The 22,590-nt window shown below is 62.1% G+C and carries 19 protein-coding genes; 14 read left to right on the forward strand and 5 right to left on the reverse strand.

Annotation, left to right across the window (positions count from 1 at the left end; genetic code table 11):
• Positions 1–81 precede the first annotated feature (81 nt).
• The 6 genes from CHU94_RS13935 (at position 82) to CHU94_RS13960 (ending at position 7,145) form a co-directional block, all read left to right on the forward strand.
• Positions 82–1,737 (forward strand): isovaleryl-CoA dehydrogenase, encoded by a 1,656-nt coding sequence (locus CHU94_RS13935; RefSeq protein WP_094480812.1) that lies wholly within the window; start codon positions 82–84, stop codon positions 1,735–1,737.
• Entirely contained in the window at positions 1,734–2,690 is a 957-nt protein-coding gene (locus CHU94_RS13940; protein ID WP_094480814.1) for a glutathione S-transferase family protein, read from the forward strand. The genes CHU94_RS13935 and CHU94_RS13940 overlap by 4 nt, the downstream gene beginning before the upstream one ends.
• Positions 2,687–3,142, forward strand: coding sequence for a GNAT family N-acetyltransferase (locus CHU94_RS13945; protein WP_094480816.1), 456 nt, complete (start codon positions 2,687–2,689; stop codon positions 3,140–3,142). Before CHU94_RS13940 ends, CHU94_RS13945 begins: the two co-directional genes overlap by 4 nt.
• 21 nt (positions 3,143–3,163) lie before the next feature.
• Positions 3,164–4,066: an SDR family oxidoreductase gene (locus tag CHU94_RS13950; protein WP_094480818.1), complete on the forward strand. Its 903-nt coding sequence runs from the start codon at positions 3,164–3,166 to the stop codon at positions 4,064–4,066.
• 110 nt (positions 4,067–4,176) lie between these two features.
• Positions 4,177–4,794: a methylamine utilization protein gene (locus CHU94_RS13955; RefSeq protein ID WP_255033955.1), complete on the forward strand. Its 618-nt coding sequence runs from the start codon at positions 4,177–4,179 to the stop codon at positions 4,792–4,794.
• Entirely contained in the window at positions 4,791–7,145 is a 2,355-nt protein-coding gene (locus CHU94_RS13960; protein ID WP_255033956.1) for a bifunctional diguanylate cyclase/phosphodiesterase, read from the forward strand. Before CHU94_RS13955 ends, CHU94_RS13960 begins: the two co-directional genes overlap by 4 nt.
• 6 nt (positions 7,146–7,151) lie before the next feature.
• Here CHU94_RS13960 and CHU94_RS13965 read toward each other — a convergent pair whose 3' ends face one another.
• On the reverse strand, positions 7,152–8,108 hold the full coding sequence (locus CHU94_RS13965) for a histone deacetylase (protein WP_094480820.1): 957 nt from the start codon (positions 8,106–8,108) through the stop codon (positions 7,152–7,154).
• An 80-nt stretch (positions 8,109–8,188) separates the two neighbouring features.
• On the opposite strand from CHU94_RS13965, the gene CHU94_RS19290 reads away from it, so the two are divergent.
• Positions 8,189–8,350 (forward strand): hypothetical protein, encoded by a 162-nt coding sequence (locus tag CHU94_RS19290; RefSeq protein WP_176452033.1) that lies wholly within the window; start codon positions 8,189–8,191, stop codon positions 8,348–8,350.
• Positions 8,351–8,476: 126 nt separating this feature from the next.
• On the opposite strand, the gene CHU94_RS13970 is transcribed toward CHU94_RS19290, so the two are convergent.
• On the reverse strand, positions 8,477–8,986 hold the full coding sequence (locus CHU94_RS13970; RefSeq protein WP_094480822.1) for a DUF1993 family protein: 510 nt from the start codon (positions 8,984–8,986) through the stop codon (positions 8,477–8,479).
• 139 nt (positions 8,987–9,125) lie between these two features.
• Between CHU94_RS13970 and CHU94_RS13975 the strand changes: the two genes are divergently transcribed.
• Entirely contained in the window at positions 9,126–10,292 is a 1,167-nt protein-coding gene (locus CHU94_RS13975) for an HD domain-containing phosphohydrolase (protein WP_094480824.1), read from the forward strand.
• A gap of 24 nt (positions 10,293–10,316) precedes the next feature.
• Here CHU94_RS13975 and gorA read toward each other — a convergent pair whose 3' ends face one another.
• A complete protein-coding gene (gene gorA, locus CHU94_RS13980) occupies positions 10,317–11,681 on the reverse strand; it encodes a glutathione-disulfide reductase (protein ID WP_094480826.1) in 1,365 nt (454 codons plus the stop codon).
• 36 nt (positions 11,682–11,717) lie between these two features.
• A complete protein-coding gene (locus CHU94_RS13985) occupies positions 11,718–12,458 on the reverse strand; it encodes an ABC transporter substrate-binding protein (RefSeq protein WP_094480828.1) in 741 nt (246 codons plus the stop codon).
• 182 nt (positions 12,459–12,640) lie between these two features.
• Between CHU94_RS13985 and CHU94_RS13990 the strand changes: the two genes are divergently transcribed.
• The 6 genes from CHU94_RS13990 to CHU94_RS14015 all read left to right on the forward strand — a co-directional run bounded on the left by CHU94_RS13990 (position 12,641) and on the right by CHU94_RS14015 (position 19,820).
• Positions 12,641–13,285 carry an FxDxF family PEP-CTERM protein gene (locus tag CHU94_RS13990; protein ID WP_176452035.1) on the forward strand — a complete coding sequence of 215 codons (645 nt, stop codon included), beginning with the start codon at positions 12,641–12,643 and terminating at the stop codon, positions 13,283–13,285.
• Positions 13,286–13,450: 165 nt separating this feature from the next.
• Entirely contained in the window at positions 13,451–15,880 is a 2,430-nt protein-coding gene (locus tag CHU94_RS13995; RefSeq protein ID WP_094480830.1) for a Tex family protein, read from the forward strand.
• A 103-nt stretch (positions 15,881–15,983) separates the two neighbouring features.
• Entirely contained in the window at positions 15,984–16,688 is a 705-nt protein-coding gene (locus CHU94_RS14000) for a PEP-CTERM sorting domain-containing protein (protein ID WP_094480832.1), read from the forward strand.
• 108 nt (positions 16,689–16,796) lie between these two features.
• Positions 16,797–17,603 (forward strand): HDOD domain-containing protein, encoded by an 807-nt coding sequence (locus CHU94_RS14005; protein WP_094480834.1) that lies wholly within the window; start codon positions 16,797–16,799, stop codon positions 17,601–17,603.
• Between the two features lie 73 nt (positions 17,604–17,676).
• On the forward strand, positions 17,677–18,834 hold the full coding sequence (locus CHU94_RS14010) for a phospholipase (protein ID WP_094480836.1): 1,158 nt from the start codon (positions 17,677–17,679) through the stop codon (positions 18,832–18,834).
• Positions 18,831–19,820, forward strand: a complete 990-nt coding sequence (locus CHU94_RS14015; RefSeq protein ID WP_094480838.1) for an alpha/beta hydrolase — start codon at positions 18,831–18,833, stop codon at positions 19,818–19,820. Before CHU94_RS14010 ends, CHU94_RS14015 begins: the two co-directional genes overlap by 4 nt.
• Here CHU94_RS14015 and CHU94_RS14020 read toward each other — a convergent pair.
• Positions 19,817–22,558 (reverse strand): EAL domain-containing protein, encoded by a 2,742-nt coding sequence (locus CHU94_RS14020; protein ID WP_255033957.1) that lies wholly within the window; start codon positions 22,556–22,558, stop codon positions 19,817–19,819. The genes CHU94_RS14015 and CHU94_RS14020 overlap by 4 nt on opposite strands.
• Between the last annotated feature and the right edge of the window lie 32 nt (positions 22,559–22,590).

The raw sequence follows: 22,590 nt of genomic DNA on the forward strand, positions 1-22,590 counted from the left end.
TTGAGAGCGAAATAGGCACCTAGCCCCCGCGGAATATGCGCAAGCAGCTATCAAAAGAATAGCAATCATCAGGAGCAACGCATGGCCAGTCCGACGCTGAATTACATCAGCACCCATACCGTGTTCAACCAGGCCGAACCTCTGGTGGGCCGCAATCTCTTCAGTGGCAACCAGGCCCTGCAGAGCGCGCTGAAATTCAACGCGCCCACGCTGGACACCGCCAGCCTGCACGCCCTGGGCGCCCAGATGGGCAGCGCCGAGATGCAGACCCACGCGCGCCTGGCCAATGTGTACACCCCCGTTCTGCATAGCCATGACCGCATGGGTCACCGCGTGGACCAAGTGGAATTCCACCCCAGCTACCACGCGCTGATGACGGCCGCCGCAGAGGCTGGTTTGCATGGCACGCCGTGGACGGACAAGGTGCACGGCCACACCCGCCGCGCTGCCGCCTTCATGCTGTTTACGGAGGCGGAGCCGTCGATCCTGTGCCCCATCTCCATGACTTATGCCGTCATGGCCGCGCTGCCGGGCAATGCCGCCATCTTCAAGGACTGGGCGCCGGGTCTGACGGCGCGTGCTTACGACCCCGCCTTCAAGCCCTTTGGCAAAAAGGCAGGCCTGACCATGGGCATGGGCATGACGGAGAAGCAGGGCGGTTCCGACGTGCGGGCCAATACCACCCAGGCCTTCCCCGACGGGCAGGACGCTTGGGGCCAGCGCTACACCTTGGTGGGGCACAAATGGTTTTTCTCGGCCCCCATGTGTGATGCCTTCTTGGTGCTGGCACAGACGCCGGCCGGTCTGTCGTGCTTTTTCATTCCGCGTATCCTGCCCGACGGCAGCACCAACACCATCCGCATCCAGCGCCTGAAAGACAAGCTGGGCAACAAGGCCAACGCCAGCTCCGAGGTGGAGTTTCTCAACGCCACCGCCTGGCTGGTGGGCGAAGAGGGCAGGGGCGTACCGCAGATTCTGGAAATGGGCACCATGACGCGGCTGGACTGTGCGCTGGGCACCAGCGGCCTGATGCGCCAGGCGCTCAGCATCGCGCTGCACCACACGGCGCAGCGCCACGCCTTTGGCAAGCGATTGATCGAGCAGCCGCTGATGCGCAATGTGCTGGCCGACCTTGCTATCGAAAGCGAAGCTGCTTGCGCACTATCCATGAGGCTTGCACGCTCTTTTGACCATAAAGATGACGCTCACGAGCTACTCATGGGCCGCCTGCTCACGCCGATTGCCAAGTTCTGGATCTGCAAGCGCGGCGCCGCCTTTGCGCAAGAAGCCATGGAATGCCTGGGCGGCAACGGCTATGTGGAGGAGGGCGGCGAAGGCACCATGGCCCGCATCTACCGCGAGATGCCGCTCAACTCCATCTGGGAAGGCGCGGGCAACATCATGGCCTTGGACCTGCTGCGCGCGCTGCGCAAGGGCGACGTGGCCGCTGCGTTGGCGCGCGAGCTGGCGCCGGCCCAAGGAGCGCACCCAGCGCTGGACCGCCTGGCTGCCGCATTGCCTAGCCGCGTGGAGCTGATGGCCAATGAAATGGAAGCACGCCGCCTGGCCCAAGACGTGGCGCTGGCCGTGCAGGCTGCGCTGCTGTGCCAGTCCGCACCGTCATCCGTGTTCAGTGCGTTTTGTGATTCCCGTCTGGCGGGCAACTGGGGCCACACCTTCGGCACCCTGGGCGCCGACACCGACTTTGACAGCATTATTGAAAGGGCCATGCCATGAGTAGCCACACCGACCTCATCCTCCACCATTACCCCACCTCGCCTTTCTCGGAGAAAGTGCGCCTGGTACTGGGCTACAAGCAGCTGGCCTGGAAGTCCGTGGTCATCCCCGCCATCCTGCCCAAACCGGACGTGGTGGCGCTGACCGGCGGCTACCGTAAGACGCCGTTCCTGCAGATCGGCAACGACATCTACTGCGACAGCGCGCTGATCTGCGATGTACTGGAGCACATCCAGCCTACGCCTACGCTGTACCCCGCCGCGCACAAGGGTGTGGCCCGTGTGCTGGCGCAGTGGGCTGACACCACCTTGTTCTGGGCCGCGATGGCGTACAACCTGCAGCCCAAGGGCGCGGCCAGCATGTTTGAGGGCGCGCCGCCTGAGGCCGCCAAGGCCTTTGGCGCCGACCGCGCCGCCATGTCCGCCGGCATGACGCGCCTGCGCCCGGCCGACGCCACCGCCGCCTACAAGAGCTATTTGCGCCGCCTGGCCAACATGCTGGAAGGGCAAGACTTTTTGCTCGGCGGTGCCCCCTGTGTGGCCGACTTTGCGGCCTACCACCCGCTGTGGTTCACCGCCAAACGCGTGCCGGTGATGGCCGACATCCTGACCACCACGCCCGCGGTACTGGCCTGGATGGGCCGCATGGCGGCCATCGGACACGGGCAAATGGAAAAACTGTCTGCTACGGAAGCGATAGCTGCTTGCGCAGCATCCACGGTGTCTAGCGCCCCATTTGCCCATGATTCCGACACCACCTTCCAGGATGAACACGGCATTCCCCTGGGCAGCGAGGTCACCATTGCGGCCGAAACGTTCGGTCAAGAGCCTACGCCAGGCACGCTGATCGCCGCAACCCGCACCCGCTTCACCCTGCAGCGCACCGACGCGCGCGCTGGCACGGTGCGCGTGCACTTTCCCCGCATCGGCTACGTGCTCAAGGCTGCCGCATGAGCGAGGGCTTGCAATGGCAATGGTTGCGTTTTGACCAGCTAAGCCGCGAGCAGCTGTACGCGCTGCTGCGCCTGCGCAGCGAGGTGTTTGTGGTGGAGCAGAACTGCGTGTTCCAGGATATGGACGGTCTGGACGACCAAGCCATGCACTTGCTGGGAGTTCGGGCATCAGAATTGGTGGCCTACGTGCGTTGCTTCCCCAAAGGCGTGACGTTTGCCGAGGCAAGCATTGGCCGCGTGGTCACACGCCAAAGTGCGCGCGGGGGCGGCATGGGCCATGTGCTGATGGCCGAGGCCATTCGCGCGCTGGTGGCAGAGTGGGGCGCCCAGCCCATCCGCATCGGCGCCCAGGCGCACCTGAAAGATTTTTACCAACGCCATGGCTTTGCCGATGTGGGCAAGCCGTACCTCGAGGACGGCATTCCCCACCTGGAAATGCTGCGTCCCGCTTGAACTTTGATTGGAGCAACGTTTGTGATTACTGATTTCAAAGGCAAAACCGCCGTCCTCACCGGCGCGGGCTCGGGCTTTGGCCTGGAATGCGCGCGCATCGGCGCCCGCCTGGGCATGAACCTGGTGCTGGCCGACGTGCAGCAGGACGCACTGGACCGCGCGACCGTAGAAATGCAGAAAGAAGGCGCCCAAGTGCTGGCCATGCGCGTGGACGTGTCCAAAGCCGAGCAGGTGGAGGCGCTGGGTGCGGCTACGCTGGCGCGTTTTGGTGCACCGCACTTTGTGTTCAACAATGCGGGTGTGGGCGCTGGTGGCCTGGTCTGGGAAAACTCCGCCAAGGACTGGGAGTGGGTGCTGGGCGTCAACCTCATGGGCGTGGTGCACGGCGTGCGCGTGTTCACCCCCATGATGCTGGAGGCGGCCGCCAAAGACCCGGCCTGGCGCGGCCACATCGTCAACACCGCCAGCATGGCGGGCCTAGTCAATGCGCCGAATATGGGCGTGTACAACGTGAGCAAGCACGCCGTGGTGGCCCTGAGCGAAACCCTGTACCAGGATTTGGCGCTGGTGACCGACCAGGTCAGCGCCAGCGTGCTGTGCCCCTTCTTTGTGCCCACTGGCATCAGTCAGAGCCATCGCAACCGCCCTGCGGGCGACGCCCCAACGCCTACGCGAAGCCAGCTTATCGGCCAGGCCATGACCGACAAGGCCGTGGGCAGCGGCAAGGTGACAGCGGCCGAGGTGGCGCAAAAGGTGTTCGACGCCCTGTCGGCAGGGCAGTTCTATATCTACAGCCACCCCAAGGCCATTGGCTCGGTGCAGACGCGTATGGAAGACGTGCTGATGGCACGCAACCCGACCGATCCGTTTGCCCACAAGCCCGAGCTGGGTGTGGAACTGAAGAAGGCGCTGCGCGGCGGTTAAAAAGGGCCTCGCTGCCGGCCTGGTAGCGCTGCGGAACCTCCGGCTTGGGTTAGAGTCGTAACCCGGTGCCCCAAACAGGGCGCGCGACTGCTATTCACCTGGAGTGCCGCATGTTGTTGAAGAAAAGCTTGTACCGCACGGCCGCTGTCGTTGGCGTCTGGGGTGTGCTGCAATCGGCTGGGGCCGGTACGCTGCAGCTGCAAGTGCAGGATAAAAATGGCAAGCCCTTGCCGGATGCCGTCGTCTTTCTGGAGTCGGCAGAGGCCAAGGCTGCGGCCAAGCCCCTGAAGGGGGTGGAGGTGGCGCAGATCGCGCGGCAATTCAAGCCCGCGGTTACGGTGGTCACGCCGGGCACTGCCGTTCTCTTTCCCAACAATGACACGGTGCGCCACCACGTATATTCATTCTCGCCTGCCAAAACCTTCGAGCTCAAGCTCTATGCAGGGGTGCCGGCCAACCCGGTCGTGTTTGACAAGGTAGGCGTCGCGGTGTTGGGCTGCAACATCCACGACAACATGGTTGCGTGGGTGTTGGTGGTGGACACCCCCCACTTTGGCCACACCGATGCCCAGGGCAAACTCACATTGAACGACGTACCGAACGGAAGCTACAAACTGCGTACCTGGCACGCGACGCTGCCAACCGGCGCCCCGGCGGCCGAGCAGGCCCAGGCCGTGGGGGCAAGCCCGGCAACCGTGGTAGTGAAGCTGGCAGGGAGCAGCAGTTGAAGAACCCGCTGTTTCGCTTCTACGCCCACTGGGGCATAGGCACCAAATTTTTGGTGCTTTCGGTGGCCTTGCTCTTGCTGGTGCAGATTGCCGTGTACAGCGTGGTGCGCACCAGCATCAGCAGCAATGTGCGCGCCCAGCTGGCGCAAGAGTTGGCCATTGGTGACAAGGTGTGGTGGCGCCTGCTGGACCAGAACGCCCAGAAGCTGCGTCAGGGGGCCGCCGTACTGGCGGCGGATTTCGGGTTCCGGTCTGCCCTAAGCAGTGGCGACACCGAAACGCTGCGTTCGGCGTTGGAGAACAGCGGCGCACGTATTGGTGCTCCGATCACCGCATTGCTGGATACCGGATTCGCCCTGCAGGCGGCAGGCTTTGAAATGGGCGGCCAGGAAGCCCTGACTCCCGTGCTGCAACAGGTGGCGGCAGAACTGAGCCAGACGGAGCAAAGTTCGCAGCTGCAACTGATCAACACCACCCTGTACCAGTTTGTCATGGTGCCACTAAAGGCACCGTTGACCATCGGCTGGGTGTTGATGGGCTTTCCCATCGAGCAATCCCAGGCCAACGACATGTTTGGGCTCTCCAGCATCCACGTGGCGCTGGTCAAACCGCAAGGCGGCATTGTGCTCAGCAGTATCCCTGCCAAAGAGCAGGCCGCGCTCCAGCAGTTGGGGCAGGGAGCCGAGCTGCAGGTGCCTGAGGGCACCTTGGTGGTGCGCCGCAGCAGCGAGCGCACTGATGTGAAGGCGGTCGAGACCTACCTGCTTCGTTCGCTGGACGAGGTGGTTGCACCCTATTTGCAGGTGCAAATCGCCTTGCTCGGTATCACCGCTTTGGGCCTGGCCTTGTTTGTCGTGGGCAGTGCCACACTGGCGCGTCGCATCACCACGCCCCTGCGGTCCTTGGTGGGGGCGGCAGATCAGCTCAGCCGGGGCGAGTACGACCATAAGCTGCCCGCGCTGCGACACAAGGATGAAATCGGAGACTTGGCACGCGCCTTTGACCACATGCGCAGCAGTATTCGCAAGCAGCAGGGCGAGATTCTGCAGCTCGCCTACTGGGACCGCCTGACCGCATTGCCCAACCGCACCCAGTTCCGCGACCTGTTGCAGCAGTCCATCCGTGCCAGCATTGCGATGGAAGCTGCCGCGCCTCCTGTGGCCGTGGTGCTGTTGAATCTGGACCGTTTCAAGCATGTCAACGATGTGCTGGGCTATGCCTTTGGCGACGGCTTGTTGGTGGCTGTTGCGCAGCGCTTGAGTGCCCTGATTTCGGCAGAACTCGGTGTGGTGGCCCGCATGGGGGGGGACGAGTTTGCGGTGCTGATTGAGGGCAGCACGGCCGAAGAAGCCATAGCAGTAGCCCAAAAGATTGCCGCCTCGTTTGACCAGCCCTTGACGCTGGAGGACCAGACAGTGGACTTCAGCGCCGGTATCGGGGTGGCCTCCTGGCCCGCCCACGCGCAAGACGCCGACACCTTGCTGAGCCGGGCCGAAATCGCCATGTACGTGGCCAAGCAAAAGACCACCGGTATCCAGGTCTACGACCCGGCGCTGGACTCGTCGAGTACCCAAACCCTGTCGCTGTTGACCGAGTTGCGCCATGCGGTGGATGAAGGCCAGCTGCGCCTGTACCTTCAGCCCAAGCTCAATCTGGCTGACAACACGGTGCTGGCGGCTGAGGCCTTGGTGCGCTGGCAGCACCCGTTGCGTGGCCTGGTGCCGCCCATGCAATTCATCCCGTTTGCGGAGCAAACGGGATTTGTGCGACAGCTGACCTTATGGATGTTTGAAGAAGTGGCGCGCGAACTGCCCACATTGCGTGCGGACGGTCGGCCGCTGCGGGTGGCCATCAACCTGTCCACCCGCGACCTGCTGGACCAGGACTTTCCGGCCAAGCTGGACGCGATGATGGCCAAGTACAAGGCGCCCACCGACGCCTTCTGCCTGGAGATCACCGAGAGTGCCATCATGGATGACCCCCAGCGCGCCGAAGCCACACTCAACCGCCTGGCCGAGCGCGGCTTCAAGCTTTCCATCGACGATTTTGGTACCGGCTATTCCTCACTGGCTTACCTCAAACGCTTGCCGGTCAATGAACTGAAGATCGACAAGTCCTTTGTCATGGGCATGGAGAAAGACGAGAGCGACGCAAAGATCGTGCGCTCCACCATCGATCTGGCACACAACCTGGGTCTGAGCGTGGTGGCGGAAGGGGTGGAAAACCAGGCCATTCTGGACCAGCTGCGTACGCTGAGCTGTGACGAAGCCCAAGGCTACTACCTGAGCAAGCCAATTCCGCTGAACGATTTCATCGCCTGGCGCGCCAGATACCAGGCCACAGCGGCTTGAAGCACCTCAGGCGGCGCGCATTGCCTGGGCTTGCCAGCGTCGCCAGTAGTCCAGTGCCACTGTGTAGGTGGTGCGCTGCACCTGCACCGTGTCTTCAATCTTCACCCCGTACCCGCCCGCCATGGTGAACACCAGTGGGATGCGGCGTTGCCAGCACCACTCCATCACACGCCGGTCTCGCGCCTCCAGGCCATCGGCCGTAATCTTCAGGCGCCCCAGGCGGTCCCCCTCGTGCGGGTCGGCTCCGGCCAGGTAAAACACCACACCGGGCTGGCACTGCCCGTCCAGCGTGAGCAAGGCCTGCTCCAGCGCCGCCAGGTAGTCGGTATCGCCACTGCCATCCGGCAGGGGCACATCCAGGTCGCCAGCTTCTTTGCGGAATGGGAAGTTTTTGTCGCCGTGCAGGGACAGCGTGAACACACTTGCGTCGTTCTGGAAGATGTGCGCCGTGCCATTGCCCTGGTGCACGTCCAGGTCAATCACCGCCACCTGCAGGGCGGGGCGTTGGCGCCCGTCCGCCAAGCGGGTGCGGCCCCATTCGGCCTGCAGTACGCGGGCGGCAACGGCCACATCATTGAACACACAGAAGCCGCCCCCCTTGTCGGCATAGGCGTGGTGCGTGCCACCGGCCAGGTTGGCAGCTAGCCCTTCCTGCAGCGCAACCCGCGCAGCCGCCACCGTGGCCCCCACGCTGCGGCGCGCGCGTTCGGCCATGGCCGGGCTCCAAGGGAAGCCGATCTCGCGCAATACGGCAGGCGTTGCCGTGCCTTCCAGAATCGCGTCGATATAGCCTTGGGTATGCACCAATGCAAGTTCGCCACGCGTGGCCGCAGGCGCCTCCGTCAGTCGCACGGCTGGCAGGTGCTCCACCAGCTGGTCGCGCAGCATGCGGTACTTGGCCATGGGAAAGCGGTGACCCTCGGGCAAGGGCAGCACAAACTGGTCGGAATAGTAGGCCTGCATGTCTGGATTGTGGCAAAGGCCGGGGGGCTTCAAAAAAATGAGAAAATACGCGTTTTCACACCAACCAACAGGATAGTTCCATGGGCAACAAAATCGTTACCGAAGCCGACCGCAAAGCCACTCCCGCTCCCAAGCCCCTGCCTGGCTACACCCTGCCCACCGCCGGCCGTGGCCAACGCGTGAGCCTGGAGCGTGGTGTTGCAACCCGCAGCAAAAAGAACCCCGGCAAACGCCACGGTTAAGCCCGACACCCCGCGCGGGGTGTCCCCATACAAAAGGCCCTCATTGAGGGCCTTTTTGTTTTCATGCATCAAAAGTGGCTAGAGGGCTTATGGATTCTGCGCGAGCAGCTATTAAAAATATAGCAATTACTTCACGCCCATATAGTCTTTTTTGCCCACTTCCACGCCGTTGTGGCGCAGCAGCGCATAGGCCGTGGTCACGTGGAAGAAGAACTGGGGAATGGCGTAGTGCAGCAGGTAGGTGGAGGCGTCAAAGCGGCGCTCACGGGGCGTACCGGCTTGGATCACGATTTCGCGGCTGTGGGGTTTGTCGAACAAGCTGGCATCCAGGCCGCTGAGGAAGGCGATGACGGTGGCAATACGGGTTTGCAGCTCAGCAAAGGTCAGCTCGGTGTCGGGCATCACGGGCACGTCCACACCGGCCAAGCGCGCACCAGCGCCTTTGGCAAAGTCGGTGGCAATCATCACCTGGCGCAGCAGCGGAAACATGTCGGGGTAGAGGCGCGCCTGTAACAGAGCATTGGGGTCGATCTTCTTGACCGTGGCGTGTTCTTCGGCCTTGTGCAGCACGTGGCTCAGGGCGTGAAGCATCTGCTTGAAGACAGGAACGGAGGCGGTGTAGAGAGCGTCGGTCATGCGGGATAGGTTTGTAGTCATGCAAGAGGGCGCAGCCTACCAAGCTTTTTGTTTTTCTGCCCGAAGGAGGTCTTTTGGGCTTGTCAGTGCCTGCATTTGTCTGCATCATGAACCGCAGATCAACTATCCGGTTGGCGCGATGAACACTCCAAGGCTGCAGCACCTTTCTGGCAAAGCGGGTTTTTCCGCCAGCAACCTGACAGAACAATTGCGCACCGTGCATGGGGTCGTGCGTTCGCGGTACCCGGCGATTGACCGGATGGCCCTGGCAACCTATTCTGCAGACACCGACGAACTCCAAACCTTTGTAAGCAGCAACGTGGATGGTGCCGTGCTGTCGCACTACCAAGCCAAGCTGGCCGAGGTTCCCTCATTGCTGACCTTGATGCAGAACCGCCAGTGCCGGGTGGTCGATGACATTGCTGACAATTTTCAGGCGCACAGCACACACACCGATTGGCTCAAGGAGCGGGATTACCGGTCCAGCTTCACCGTTCCGGTGTTCAATGGCGAGCACTTGGCCGCATTTTTGTTCTTTGACTCCAAAACCGCCAAGGCTTTCGATGCCGATGCCACCGCGTTTCTGGAGGTGTTTGCAAACTTGATTTCTCAGCTCTACCTGCTGCAGCTCCAGGTGGTGCACAGCCTGGTGGGCACGGTCAACCTGGCAAGTGGTCTGGCGCGTATTCGCGACCTCGAAACGGGGCAGCACTTGGAGCGCATGGCTGCGTACTCCCGCTTGATGGCCCGCAGTTTGGCTCCGCAACACGGACTGGATGACGAGTTTGTGGAGTACGTACATCTGTTCGCGCCCTTGCACGATATTGGCAAGGTGGGGATTCCTGACAAGGTGTTGCTCAAGCCGGGCAAACTGGATGCAGATGAATGGGTGACGATGCGCCGCCACGTGGAAATCGGCGAGTCGATCATTGCGCAAATGGCACACGAAATGAACCTGGGCAGCAGCCTGGCTACCGAGGTGATGCGCAATATTGTTGCCGGCCACCATGAGCGGGGCGACGGATCCGGGTACCCGCGGGGCTTGCACATGGGTGATATTCCCCTGGAGGCGCGGATTGTGGCCGTTGCCGATGTGTATGACGCGCTGTCGAACCGCAGACCCTACAAGGAACCCTGGACGGAAGATGAGATTGCTGCAGAGTTGTCCAAAGAGGTCGTCTTGGGCCGTTTGGATGAACACTGCGTCCAAGCCCTGATGTCCGCCGGCGAAGAGCGCAGGGCCATACAAGTGCGCCTGGCAGACCGTTCAGTGCCTGAAGCAACGAACCCGCATGCCCATGCGTGACGGGCGTTGGTCCCCCCCCGTGGTTCAGAGCTTGTGGCGCACCGTTGGGGTCCGCATGGTGACCAACTCCTCCGCGGCCGTGGGGTGAACGGCGAGTGTGGCATCCAGCGCGGACTTGGTGGCTTGCAGCTGCAGGGCGACGCCCACCAGCTGCGCCATTTCGCCGGTATCCGGCCCCACGGCATGGAAGCCCAGCACGCGGTCGGTATCGCGGTCCACCAGCAGTTTGAGCAGCATCTTGCCCGGGTGGCCCGATAGCGTAGCCTTCAAGGGACGAAAGCTGGCGCGGTACACGTCCAGCCGCGGATGGGTTTGCAAGGCCTGTTCTTCCGTCAGCCCCACCACGCCGGCTTCGGGGGTGGTGAATACCGCTGTGGGGATCAGCGTGTGGTCCACGCGGCGCGGCATGCCGCCAAACACGGTGTCGGCAAAGGCATGGCCCTCGCGAATTGCCATGGGCGTGAGGTTGACGCGGTTGGTCACGTCGCCCACGGCATAAATACCGGGCACCGCGGTCTGGCTGAAGTCGTCCACCGGAATGGCGCCCTGGGCGTCCAGCGTGATACCCAGCGCTTCCAGGCCCAGGCCATGGGTGTTGGGCCGTCGCCCTACAGCGCGTAATACACAATCAGCGACCAGCGTGTCGCCGTCATCAAGCTGCACCTGTAGTGACGCGCCGCTACGGGCAATGGCCTGCAGTTCACGGCCAAAGCGGAACTGCAGGCCGCTTTGGGCCATCTCAGCAGCCAGATGCTCGCGCAACTCATTGTCAAAGCCGCGCAGAATCTGCTGGCCCCGCACCACCACGGTGACCGCTGCGCCCAGTCGCTGCAGCACACAGGCCAGCTCCAGTGCGATGTAACCCGCGCCTTGCACCACCACGCGCCTGGGCAGGGCGGGCAGGTCAAAGAAACCGTTGGAGTCGATCGCCAGTTCATGGCCAGAAATGGCCGGACCCGGCGTGGGCTCTGCGCCCGTAGCTATCAAAATGTGTTTAGCGTGGTAGCGCTCGCCGGTGGACAGCCGCACGGTGTTGCGATCTGCGAGCGTGGCGCGTCCTTCCAGAATCTGTACGCCAGCACCCAGCAGGTTGCTACGGTAAGTGCCTTCCAGTCGCGCGACCTCGGCGTCGCGCCGGATTTTGAGGGTGCTCCAGTCCAAGCGGGGGGTGTCCAGCGTCCAGCCAAAACCGGCGGCTTCCTCGAACTCCTGCGCAAAGCGTGAGGCGTAGACCATCAGTTTCTTGGGCACACAGCCACGGATCACACAGGTGCCGCCCAAGCGGTATTCCTCCACCAGCGCCACGCGGGCCCCGTGGTTGGCGGCGATGCGCGCGGCACGCACCCCGCCAGAGCCACCGCCAATCACCATCAAATCAAACGGTTCCATACATGCCTTGAATGGGTCTGTCGTACGTTGGCTGTCTCACTGCTGCCCCGCGTATTTTTTTACGATGGCGTCGTACACGCCGTTGCCCTGGATGGTTCTGAGGCCAGCGTTGAAGCGGTCTCGCACCAGTGCGTCCTTGAATACTGCTTTGCGGGGGTTTGGCGGAAATATGGCGTGGATCGCGATAGGTTGGCTCACATCGACCTTGGGGTCGAGCTGGGAACTGAAGTAGCGGAAGATGCGCCGGTCGCCCACCACCACATCCACCCGGTTGGTGTAGAGCAGGTTGTTTTGAATGATTTGCTGCGGATACTCTTTGTACTGGCTGTGGTTCAGTACCAGCGTCCTGAAGCGCTCCCCCAAAATGACCTCGGCGTTTTGGAAGGCGGCCACCGAGTGCAGGGCCAGGTCTTCAATGCGTTTGATTTGCAAGTTGCGCGCGGCCAGGCTGATCGCGACATTCTGGTAGACGATATAGGGCTCCGAGAAATGGTCGCTGCCGCCTATGCCCTCGTCCACCGTCAGCAGCACATCCAACTGCCCGGCGCGTTGCATGGCCAATCCGCGGGCGGGTGGGAGCTGCAGGCCCACCATTTTGTAACCCGCCGCCGCCAGGGCCTGTTCTGCGATCTCCACTTCCAGCCCTTCCTTGCCTGACTCCAGGACGTAAGGCGGCTTGGTCAGGCCGAAACCCACCCGCAGCTCCGCGGCGCCGGCATTTCCCAGTGGCAGCAGGGTGACACAGGCACTGACGAACAGCGTGAAAAGCCAAGGCATGGTTTGCAGTTTACGCCGGGCTCCGTGGGTTATAGGTGCTTATGGCTATCAGGCCCCAAGCGGTGTTGGTTCCAATGCGGCAGGGCCTCCCATAGTCCGAACGGGCTATTGAGAATTCCCATCCGCAGTCCAGAATGAAGCTCAAGTTGTAAGCGTATGTAAACTGGTTCAAGGAGAAACACATGACATTGAAGTACGCGTTGCTGGCCGCAGCCGGGCTGACTTTGGCCAATGCCGCGCAGGCTGGCCTGTCTTTTGTGCAAATTGCATCCAACCCGGTGGTTGCCAGAACGGAGGCATTCAACGGAATTGGGGGCATCAACAACATGGCCGTTGGCACGTCGGTGACGCTGGGCAAGCTGGTGTCGGACCGTGCGGGGACCGTGACCTTCACGTATTTGGGGAACGAGTCAGGCTACGTGGACAGCTTCAGCATGTATCTGGGGGGGGCCGGCCAGACTTTGCTGGAAAGCAATGCGGTAGGAACATCCGTGTCCGCCTCTATCGGGCCTGGCGACTTGAACTTTTGGTTTGAGGGTAATACCGGCAAGTTCGCCTACAACGGCGGCAGCTGGGCCACGGGCACCTCGATCGGCTTGATCACTGGAGCCACGGGCTCCACGGTAGGTAATTACGATTTCATCCTGGGCTATAACGACTCTGCGGGTGCCTCCCGGCTGGGCGACTGGGATGATTTTGTGGTGGGTGTGACCTTTGTGTCCGCGGTGCCCGAACCTGAAACCTACGCCATGATGCTGCTTGGCTTGGGCGCCGTCGGTGCCATGGCACGTCGCCGCAAAGCTGCCCAGGCAAAAACACCCAGCTAGGTGTAGGCAAGAACCCGCGGGCCTTCGGGACCTGCGATGCACTCCTGGCCACCAAGGGACAGGTGGCTGGGGGTGTACCGGTGGCAAATCCGGGGCAAGGGCTGTGGCACACTCCCGCCCTTGATTGATTCCCCGCTGGCTGCACTGGGCCAGCCATTTTTCGCAATGCAGAAAATCATCGCGCAGATCGCGCAAGAAATCCAGGTTCGTCCCCAGCAAGTCGAGGCCGCTGTGGCCCTGTTGGACGAAGGTGCCACTGTCCCGTTCATCGCCCGTTACCGCAAGGAAGTGACCGGCGGGCTGGACGACATCCAGTTGCGTGAGCTGGAAACCCGCCTGTCTTACCTGCGTGAGCTGGCCGACCGCAAGGAGGCCGTGGTCAAGCTGATTGATGAACAGGGCAAGCTAACCCCCACGCTGATCGCCGCTATCCATAACGCCGCCACCAAGCAGGAAGTAGAAGATATCTACCTTCCGTTCAAGCTCAAACGCCGCACCAAGGGCCAATTGGCCAAGGAGGCTGGGCTGGAACCACTGGCCGATGCCCTGTTTGCCGACCCCACACTGGTGCCTGCAGATGCGGCGCAGCCTTACCTCAAGCCTCCGCTGACGCCTGAGCAAATCGCCGACAAGCAGCCCGACTTTTCCACGGTGCAGGCGGTGCTGGACGGCGTGCGCGACTTGCTGAGCGAGCGCTGGGCGGAAGACCCCACCCTGGTACAGGAGCTGCGCGCCTGGGCCTGGAGCGAAGGCCTGCTGCAAAGCAAGCTGGCTGAGGGCAAAGACGAGAACAACCCCGATGTGGCCAAGTTCCGCGACTACTTTGACTACGACGAGCCCGTCAGCCGCGTGCCCAGCCATCGGGCGCTGGCGGTGTTCCGTGGCCGTGCGCTCGACATTCTGGACGCCAAGCTGGTGTTTCCGGAGCCGGAAGTGGCAGTAGCCACCGCCAATACTGCGCAAGCAGCTCCTAAAAAGATAGCGACACCAGTGGTGAGTCTGGCCGAAGGCCGTATCGCCCTCAAGCTGGGCTGGAGCCACAAGGCCCGTCCTGCGGACGACCTGATTCGCAAATGCGTGGCCTGGACCTGGAAGGTCAAGCTCAGCCTGTCCACCGAGCGCGACTTGTTTGCGAAGCTGCGCGAAGAGGCGGAGAAGGTCGCCATCAAGGTGTTTGCCGACAATCTGCGTGACCTGTTGCTGGCCGCCCCCGCGGGCCCGCGTGTGGTGCTGGGCTTGGACCCAGGCATCCGTACTGGCGTCAAAGTGGCAGTGGTCGATTCCACCGGCAAGCTGGTGGACACTGCCACCGTGTTCCCCCACGAACCCAAGCGCGACTGGGAAGGCTCGTTGCACACCCTGGGCAAGCTGTGCGCCAAGCACAGCGTGAACCTGATTGCGATTGGCAACGGGACCGCCAGCCGCGAGACCGACAAACTGGCTGGTGACCTGATCAAGTTGCTGGCCAAAATGGCGACGCAAGCGGGTCTGCCGGAGACCAAGGTGGAGAAAGTGGTGGTGTCCGAAGCCGGAGCCTCGGTCTATTCCGCCAGTGAATTTGCTTCGCAAGAGATGCCCGATGTGGACGTGAGCCTGCGTGGTGCGGCCTCCATTGCCCGACGCCTGCAAGACCCGTTGGCCGAGCTGGTCAAGATCGACCCCAAGAGCATTGGCGTGGGCCAGTACCAGCATGATGTGAACCAGAGCGAACTGGCCAAGACGCTGGACGCGGTGGTGGAGGATTGCGTCAACTCGGTGGGCGTGGACCTGAACACCGCCTCCGTGCCCTTGCTGAGCCGCGTGTCCGGCCTGTCGGGCACCGTGGCCAAGGCCGTGGTGCGTTGGCGTGAGAGCAACGGCGCGTTTGGCAGTCGCCAGGACCTGATGAAGGTCACTGGTCTGGGCGCCAAGACCTTCGAGCAAAGCGCGGGCTTCCTGCGCATCCGCGGCGGCAGCAACCCGCTGGACATGACCGGCGTACACCCTGAGACCTATCCCGTGGTGGAGCAAATCATTGCCAAGACCGGCAAGCCCGTGGCAGAGATCATGGGCCGGGCCGACATGCTCAAGACCCTCAAGCCCGAACTGTTTGCCAACGAACAGTTTGGTGTCATCACGATCAAAGACATCTTCACCGAGTTGGAAAAACCCGGCCGCGACCCGCGCCCGGACTTCAAGGTGGCGCGCTTCAACGATGGGGTGGAAGACATTGCCGACCTGAAGGAAGGCATGATTCTGGAAGGCACGGTCAGCAACGTGGCGCAGTTCGGTGCGTTTGTCGATTTGGGGGTGCATCAGGACGGTCTGGTGCACGTGAGCCAGCTGGCCCACAAGTTTGTGAATGATGCACGTGAGGTCGTCAAGACCGGTGACATCGTCAAAGTGCAAGTGCAGGAGGTGGACGTAGCCCGCAAGCGCATCAGCCTGACCATGAAGATTGGTGCGGCGCCCGCGGGCAGCCGCGGGGGTGACAGGGCAGGGGACAACCGCTACCAAGGCCCCGCCCGTGGCGAGCGCCAGCAGGGTAGCTACCGGGACAATGCCCCCGCAGGCAATTCGGCCATGGCCTCGGCCTTTGCCAAGCTCAAGCGTTAAGCACGGTTCGTTGCATGCGGCATTAGTCCACATGGACTATTGCCCGCAGTCACTTGCTGCGGAGAATCAGGCCATCGACTTAGCACACTCCAGGAGACAGGCCATGGCACCCAAGAGCTCACTTTATTCGCTGGCCGCTGCGGCCTTGCTGCTGGCTGGCGGCACACATGCCCACGCTGCGCTCAACACCTCGACCAGTTTTGGAGCGATCAGTGGACAAGCAGGGGCGTACACCATTGACTTCGGTGCCAGCGCGGTCAACAACGCGAGTTCGGTGGCTGGCACCAGTGCGCCTAACGAAGTGATTTACAACGGTGCGGCACAGGGCAACAGTTTTCAGTACGTTGATGGTGCGCTGTACAACACTACGCTGATTAACGGCGTGGCGGCTCGCCCTGTTGGTTCCACGGGCAACTTCCTGTCGGTGGGCAATTCTGGTAACTCGTCTGGCCCCACCACACTGACATTTACCCAGGGCCTGAGCTACTTTGGCTTTCTGTGGGGCTCGCCTGACGCGTACAACCAGGTCACTTTCTGGAATGGCAATACTGTGCTGGGCAGCTACAGCGGCTCTGCAGTGATGGCACCGCCCAACGGCAACCAAAGTTTCGCCAGCTATTTCAACGTCAGCGCCACAGGTGGCGATGTGATCACCAAGGTCACCTTTGCTTCCAGCGGCATGGCCTTTGAGACGGACAACCATGCGTTTGTCACTGCGGTGCCAGAGGTGCAAACTTACGCCATGATGGTGGCTGGTTTGGGTCTGATGGGCGCTATCGTGCGCCGTCGCAAGTCACGGCAAGCCTGAAGGCCTATGTTGCCTGCCAACCCCGCTGCGGCGGGGTTTTGTTTTATGGGCGCGCTGGCGTACCATAATTCACATCAGTAACAGTCGTTGTAAGCGGAGCGTGACACCATGAAACTCAGTGCCTTGCTGGAGCAGCAGTTCGAGCTGCCCAGCATTCCCAAAGTGGTGGCACTGCTGCTCAACGAACTCGACCGCCCCGAAATTGACCTGAAAAAGGTCACTCAACTGATCAGCACCGACCCGGCGTTGACCACCCGACTGCTGCAGCTTGCCAACTCCCCGTTTTTTCAGCTCTCGGGCCGCATCAGCAGTGTCTCCGAAGCGCTGGCCCTGCTGGACCTCAACCAGGTGCGCACCATGGCACATGCCGCAGCCACGGGGGCCTCGCTCAAGGCGGTGCCCGGGATCCAGTTGCAGCAGTTTTGGGACTACAGCCTCAATGTGGCGCGCGTCTCGCGTTCGCTGGCCGGGTTGGTGCGGCTCAACCAGCAGGCCGCGTTTACCTGCGGGCTGATCCATGCCGTGGGTGAACTTGCCATGCATCTCGCCATGCCCGACATCACTGCGGCGCTGGACGAAGATATACATCCGTTGGGCATGAATCGGGCTACACACGAGCGCAAACTGCTGGGCTACTGCTATGCCAGCGTGGGCGCAGGCTTTGCACGCATGTGGCAGTTTCCACAGCCCATGGTGGACGCGCTCGAGCACCAGTACGCTCCGTTTGAAAACCATGTCTACGAGCCGCTGGCAGGTGTCATTCACCTGGCTGCCTGGCGCGCCCGTGGCAAGGAGGCCAAGCTTACCCAGCGTGGCTTGGCCGTTACCTTTCCCGGTAGCGTGGGCCTGGCCCTGGGTCTGGACATCGACATGGTCTTGCAGCAGGACCCGTTCGACTGGACAGCCTACACATGACCCCTCAGGTTGGTTTGGCTCCCGCGCACCCGCACGGCATACGCTAAACACAGCTCTGTTTTGAAAATTCAGAATGCAGGCACTTCATATTTACGCGGGCCCCAAGGCCCGGGCGGCGCTGGCTGCCAACGGGCTGCAGCCCGAGCACATCCGTACCATTCCAGGTGCTGCTGGTGGCCCCAAAGGCCTGATCTTGGGTCGGCTGGACCGGTTCATTTTTGGAGACTGGCTAGCCCGATCGCAGCAAGCTGTGGATCTGGTGGGCGCCTCGATCGGTGCCTGGCGCATGGCCAGCGCCTGCCTCAATGATCCTGCTGCCGCCTTTGCCCGGCTGGAGCATGACTACATCCACCAGCATTACGAGCTGGCGCCGGGGCAAAAGCGGGTAAGTGCCGAGCAGGTCAGCGAATCCTTTGGCAAGAACCTGCAGGCTTTTTATGGTGGCCGCGTGCCTGAAGTGCTGCACCACCCCCGCTACCGGCTGCACATCGTCACGTCCCGTGGGCGCCATGTGCTGCGTAGCGAACATGGCGTGCGCACACCGCTGGGCTATCTGGGCGCTTTTCTGACCAACACCGTACACCGCAAGGCCATGGGGGCCTGGCTGGAGCGGGTGGTGTTCTCCAGCCCACACGCCGCTTCAGGCGGCCTGTGCGCGCCTTTGCCTTTTGCGACCGGTGACTACCGCACGCGCCAGGTGGCGCTGAGTGAGGCCAACTTCAACCCTGCTCTGCAGGCGAGTTGCTCAATTCCCTTTGTGCTCAAGGCCATCCACAACATCCCTGGCGCGCCCTCCGGGGCCTACTGGGACGGCGGCATCACCGACTACCACCTGCACCTGAACTACCCCGGCGCCAAAAACGCTATTAAAACAGGAGCTGTTCGCGCAGAATCCGCGGGGTCTGATGGCCAATTTGATGCCAAAGGACTGGTTTTGTACCCGCACTTCCAGAAAAGCGTGGTACCCGGTTGGTTGGACAAAGGGCTCAAGTGGCGCCATGGTGCCACCGCCTTTCTGGACACCATGGTGCTACTGGCACCCAACCCCGAGTGGGTAAAAACTTTACCAAACAGCAAACTTCCGGACCGCACAGACTTTACGCACTACGGCAATGATCTGGCAGCGCGGGTGAAAGCATGGACTGCCGCCACCCGCGCCAGTCAGCAGATGGTGGACGAGTTCATCGCCTGGCTGGACAAGCCCGATATGAACTTGGTACGCCCTCTATGAAACCGCCTGCTGCAAGCACCTTTGCCATTGTCTTGATCACTGCCCTGGTCCTGGGCAGCGGTGCTGCTTCCGGTGGTCCGCTGCTGGAGCGCATCAAAGAGCGGCACGCCGCACGCCAGGCCGAGCGCAATCCGGGTAGCCCGGAGCAGCAACTGGACACGCCGTATGGGGAGGAGCGCAGCCCCAGCGTCACCACCCACCGCAAAGTGTTGCGTGATCTGCCCTACGGGAGCGACCCCAAGCAGCGCATGGATGTGTATTTGCCCGCCCCGGGCACCAGCACCGGTCCGGCACCGGTGATATTTATGGTGCACGGCGGCGCCTGGCGCACGGGTGACAAACGCATGGCCCGGGTGGTGGACAACAAGACCGCCCGCTGGTTGCCGCGCGGGTTGGTGTTTGTCTCGGTGAACAACCGTCTGTTGCCAGAGGCCGATCCGTTGGACCAGGTGCATGACATTGCACGGGCCTTGGCGGTGGCACAGGCGCAGGCCGCCAGCTGGGGTGCAGACCCTCAACAGTTTGTGTTGATGGGGCACTCGGCGGGCGCACATTTGGTGGCACTGTTGGCAGCCTCCGCCACGCTGGGCAGCGAGGCGGGTGCGAAACCCTGGCTCGGCACCGTGGCACTGGACAGTGCCGCGCTGGATGTGTTGCCCATCATGCAGCGCAAACACTACAAACTCTACGACCCCGCGTTTGGCATCGATCCCACGTTTTGGCGGGCGGTATCGCCCTTGCAGCAGTTGCATTCGGGGACCAAACCGCTATTGGCCGTGTGCTCCAGCCGCCGCACTGAGTCCTGCGATCAGGCCCGCGCTTTTGCCGCCCAGGCCAGCCAGCTGCAAGTGCGGGCTCAGGTGCTACCGCAAGACCTGAGCCACGGGGACATCAACGAACAGCTGGGCCTGCCAGGTGACTACACCGCCGCCGTGGAGGCGTTTTTGTCCAGCCTGTCGCCCACGCTGGCCAGCCGCTTGCGTTAAGCCAGAACGCCAAAACCCGCGTAGTTGGCGGCCCAACTGGCCACCGCCTGCGCTGGCATGGGTTTGGCTATACCGTAGCCCTGACCCAGCTCACAGCCCAGCGCCAGGAGCTTGCGCGCCTGGTCCGGAGTTTCCACACCTTCAGCGATGACGGAGCGCTCAAAAGCCTTGGCCAAAGCCACGATAGCGCTGACCAGCGTGATGTCCTCCGGATCATCCAGGATGCCGTCCACAAACATGCGGTCGATCTTGATGGTCTCGGCCGGCAAGCGTTTGAGGTAAGAGAGGGATGAGAAGCCGGTTCCAAAGTCATCCAGCGCAAAGCACACGCCCAGCGCCTGGCAGCCCTGCATGACCTCACGCATGTGCTGGATGTCTTGCAGCACGGCGGACTCCAGAATCTCCAGTTCCAGCAAATGCGCCGGTGCCGCCGGGTACTGGGCGAGCAAGAAGCGCAGGCGGTCGACAAAATTTTTGCGGTGGAAATGGCGCGCGGCGATGTTGACACTCACGACCCAACGCCGCCCTTGTCGCACCCACTCCTGCAACTGCGCTAGCGCCTGGTGCAGCACCCATTCCCCGGTGTCCACCACCAGATCCGTATGTTCCATCAATGGCAAAAAGTGCCCGGGGGCGATCAGACCTTGCTCTGGGTGTTGCCAGCGCAACAAGGCCTCCACGCCCACCACAGCGCCCGTGCGCAGGTGAACCTTGGGCTGGTAGTGCAGACGGAACTCTTCCTGTTGCAGGGCCTGGCCTAGCCGGGTCAGGCGGTTGTAGTGGGTTTGTACTTCCTGGTCTTGCTGGGCATCAAACAGATGCAATCCACCCCGGCCAGCCTGCTTGGCGTGGTACATGGCTTGGTCGGCATGGCGCAACAAGGTGTCGGGGCTAGCCTTGTCTTGTGGGAACACGGCCACCCCAGCACTGGCAGTGCAGTTGATCAACAGATCGTCAATTGCGTAGGGCTGGGCCAGGCTCTGCAGCAGGGCCTGCACCCCAGCCTCTATCGTGCTGAGATCTCGCTGCCCATTCAGCAAGACCACAAACTCATCGCCACCCAAACGCGCTGCGTCCCCTATATCGGCCACACCGATCCGCAGGCGCTGTGCGACCTCCTTGAGAAGGCGGTCTCCTACCCAGATGCCGTGTTGTTCGTTGATGGCCTGGAAATGGTCCAGGTCCAGCAGACAAATGCCAAGCAGCAGCTGCGACTCTCGCGCCTGGAACACGGCATGGGTCAGTCGCTCGGCCAGGGCGGCGCGGTTGTTCAGCCCGGTCAGGGCATCGTGGCGGGCTTGCCACGAGATTTTTTTCTCAAGCTCGCGAGTTTCGGTCACATCGCGGAACACCAGTACGCAGCCGACGGCGGAGCCCTGGGCCTGGCGAATTGGGGCGACGGTGAATTCAATGGCGTAACGTTCTCCTGAACGGTGCTGCAGGAATTGGTTCAACGCATGCACCGGTGCCTCCACCAGATGGAACTGGGCGACTTCCAACTCATGTGGCAGCGGTTGGGAGGCAGAGTCGCGCTGGAACACGGTCGCCAATGGCCTGCCCAAAGCCTGCGCGGCAGTGCAGCCTGTCAAAAACTGCGCGGCCTCGTTGAGGGTTTCTATGCGCCCGCTCGCGTCGGTGGTGATGACCCCATCGGCGATGGAGGACAAGGTAATTACCGCCCGCTCCTTCTCGGCCAGCAAGGCTTCCTGGGCCAGCTTGCGCTCGGTGATGTCGACCAGCGCACCAATCGTTCCCCCTTGGCTGCCATCGGTGAGTGTGAAGGGGGCCTTGAAGTACGCCATCTCACGCACTTCATGCTCACCCACCTTGACGGAGATCTCGTTGTCCTGCTGCGGTTGGTTGCGCCGCTCGCGGGCCTCACATTCGTGCGGCATGGCCACGAAATCGCTACGCAGAGGCGCCCCCACCACGGCACTGGCAGGCTGATGAAAAAACTCTTCCCACGCTTTGTTGACCCCCAGGCAGGTGCCGTCGTGGCCGCGCACAAACACCGGCAAGGGCAGGGCATTGATGAACTGGTGGGTGAAATGGCGCTGTTCGCTGTGTGCAGAGCGTGTGCTTTGCAAAGACCCAACCAAGGCTTGGATCTGCGCCGCCATGGCATTGAAAGCTTGGGCCACTGCGCGCATCTCCAGAGTCCCTTTTTCCAGCATGCGGGTGTGCAAGGCTCCGCCCCGGAAGTTCTCCGTTGCGAGCTTGAGACGGGCCAACAGGCGGGCGTTGGCACGCAGCAGCAAAGTCAGCAAGACCACGATGGTGATCACGTTGACGATCGAGATCCGCATCTGGGTACCGATGGTGCGCCAGGCTTGCTCCAATGACGCTTTACCGTCTACCACCACCGACAAGGTTGCTTGCGAGCCATCGGGCAGGGCAACTGAATATTCCTGGGTCAAGGGATCCATGCTCGCAAAGCTTTCGAACCATGCGGGCACCTTGGGGTGAAGCAATGCGGATTGGCGGGCATCAAAGGTTTGGCCGCCGAACGCCCACACCAAGCGTTGCAGCTCAGGGTGAAAATCCAGTGCCACCTTGAGTGCCGCTTGGACATCGGATGCGGCTCCAAGCACGCTGGTGTTGGCCAAAGCGGGCGGCAAATAGTGACCAATGGTGGCGATTTGGGCCTGCCGCAGTTCCTGGGCCTCCTTCAGCTCAGCCTGGAATAAGAGGTGGTAGCGCACCAACGTCACCGTCACGATGATGACAAAAATTGGCACAAATAGCCGAGGGTAAGTGCCCCGGCTGATCC

This window comes from Rhodoferax sp. TH121, assembly GCF_002251855.1.
GTDB lineage: Bacteria > Pseudomonadota > Gammaproteobacteria > Burkholderiales > Burkholderiaceae_C > Allorhodoferax.

What these genes read in the sequence shown, in the direction of transcription:
- CHU94_RS13935 (WP_094480812.1), top strand. Translation starts at nt 82, where the DNA reads ATGGCCAGTCCGACGCTGAATTACATCAGCACCCATACCGTGTTCAAC.
- CHU94_RS13940 (WP_094480814.1), top strand. Translation starts at nt 1,734, where the DNA reads ATGAGTAGCCACACCGACCTCATCCTCCACCATTACCCCACCTCGCCT.
- CHU94_RS13945 (WP_094480816.1), top strand. Translation starts at nt 2,687, where the DNA reads ATGAGCGAGGGCTTGCAATGGCAATGGTTGCGTTTTGACCAGCTAAGC.
- CHU94_RS13955 (WP_255033955.1), top strand. Translation starts at nt 4,177, where the DNA reads ATGTTGTTGAAGAAAAGCTTGTACCGCACGGCCGCTGTCGTTGGCGTC.
- CHU94_RS13965 (WP_094480820.1), bottom strand. Translation starts at nt 8,108, where the DNA reads ATGCAGGCCTACTATTCCGACCAGTTTGTGCTGCCCTTGCCCGAGGGT.
- CHU94_RS19290 (WP_176452033.1), top strand. Translation starts at nt 8,189, where the DNA reads ATGGGCAACAAAATCGTTACCGAAGCCGACCGCAAAGCCACTCCCGCT.
- CHU94_RS13970 (WP_094480822.1), bottom strand. Translation starts at nt 8,986, where the DNA reads ATGACCGACGCTCTCTACACCGCCTCCGTTCCTGTCTTCAAGCAGATG.
- CHU94_RS13975 (WP_094480824.1), top strand. Translation starts at nt 9,126, where the DNA reads ATGAACACTCCAAGGCTGCAGCACCTTTCTGGCAAAGCGGGTTTTTCC.
- gorA (WP_094480826.1), bottom strand. Translation starts at nt 11,681, where the DNA reads ATGGAACCGTTTGATTTGATGGTGATTGGCGGTGGCTCTGGCGGGGTG.
- CHU94_RS13985 (WP_094480828.1), bottom strand. Translation starts at nt 12,458, where the DNA reads ATGCCTTGGCTTTTCACGCTGTTCGTCAGTGCCTGTGTCACCCTGCTG.
- CHU94_RS13990 (WP_176452035.1), top strand. Translation starts at nt 12,641, where the DNA reads ATGACATTGAAGTACGCGTTGCTGGCCGCAGCCGGGCTGACTTTGGCC.
- CHU94_RS13995 (WP_094480830.1), top strand. Translation starts at nt 13,451, where the DNA reads ATGCAGAAAATCATCGCGCAGATCGCGCAAGAAATCCAGGTTCGTCCC.
- CHU94_RS14000 (WP_094480832.1), top strand. Translation starts at nt 15,984, where the DNA reads ATGGCACCCAAGAGCTCACTTTATTCGCTGGCCGCTGCGGCCTTGCTG.
- CHU94_RS14005 (WP_094480834.1), top strand. Translation starts at nt 16,797, where the DNA reads ATGAAACTCAGTGCCTTGCTGGAGCAGCAGTTCGAGCTGCCCAGCATT.
- CHU94_RS14010 (WP_094480836.1), top strand. Translation starts at nt 17,677, where the DNA reads ATGCAGGCACTTCATATTTACGCGGGCCCCAAGGCCCGGGCGGCGCTG.
- CHU94_RS14015 (WP_094480838.1), top strand. Translation starts at nt 18,831, where the DNA reads ATGAAACCGCCTGCTGCAAGCACCTTTGCCATTGTCTTGATCACTGCC.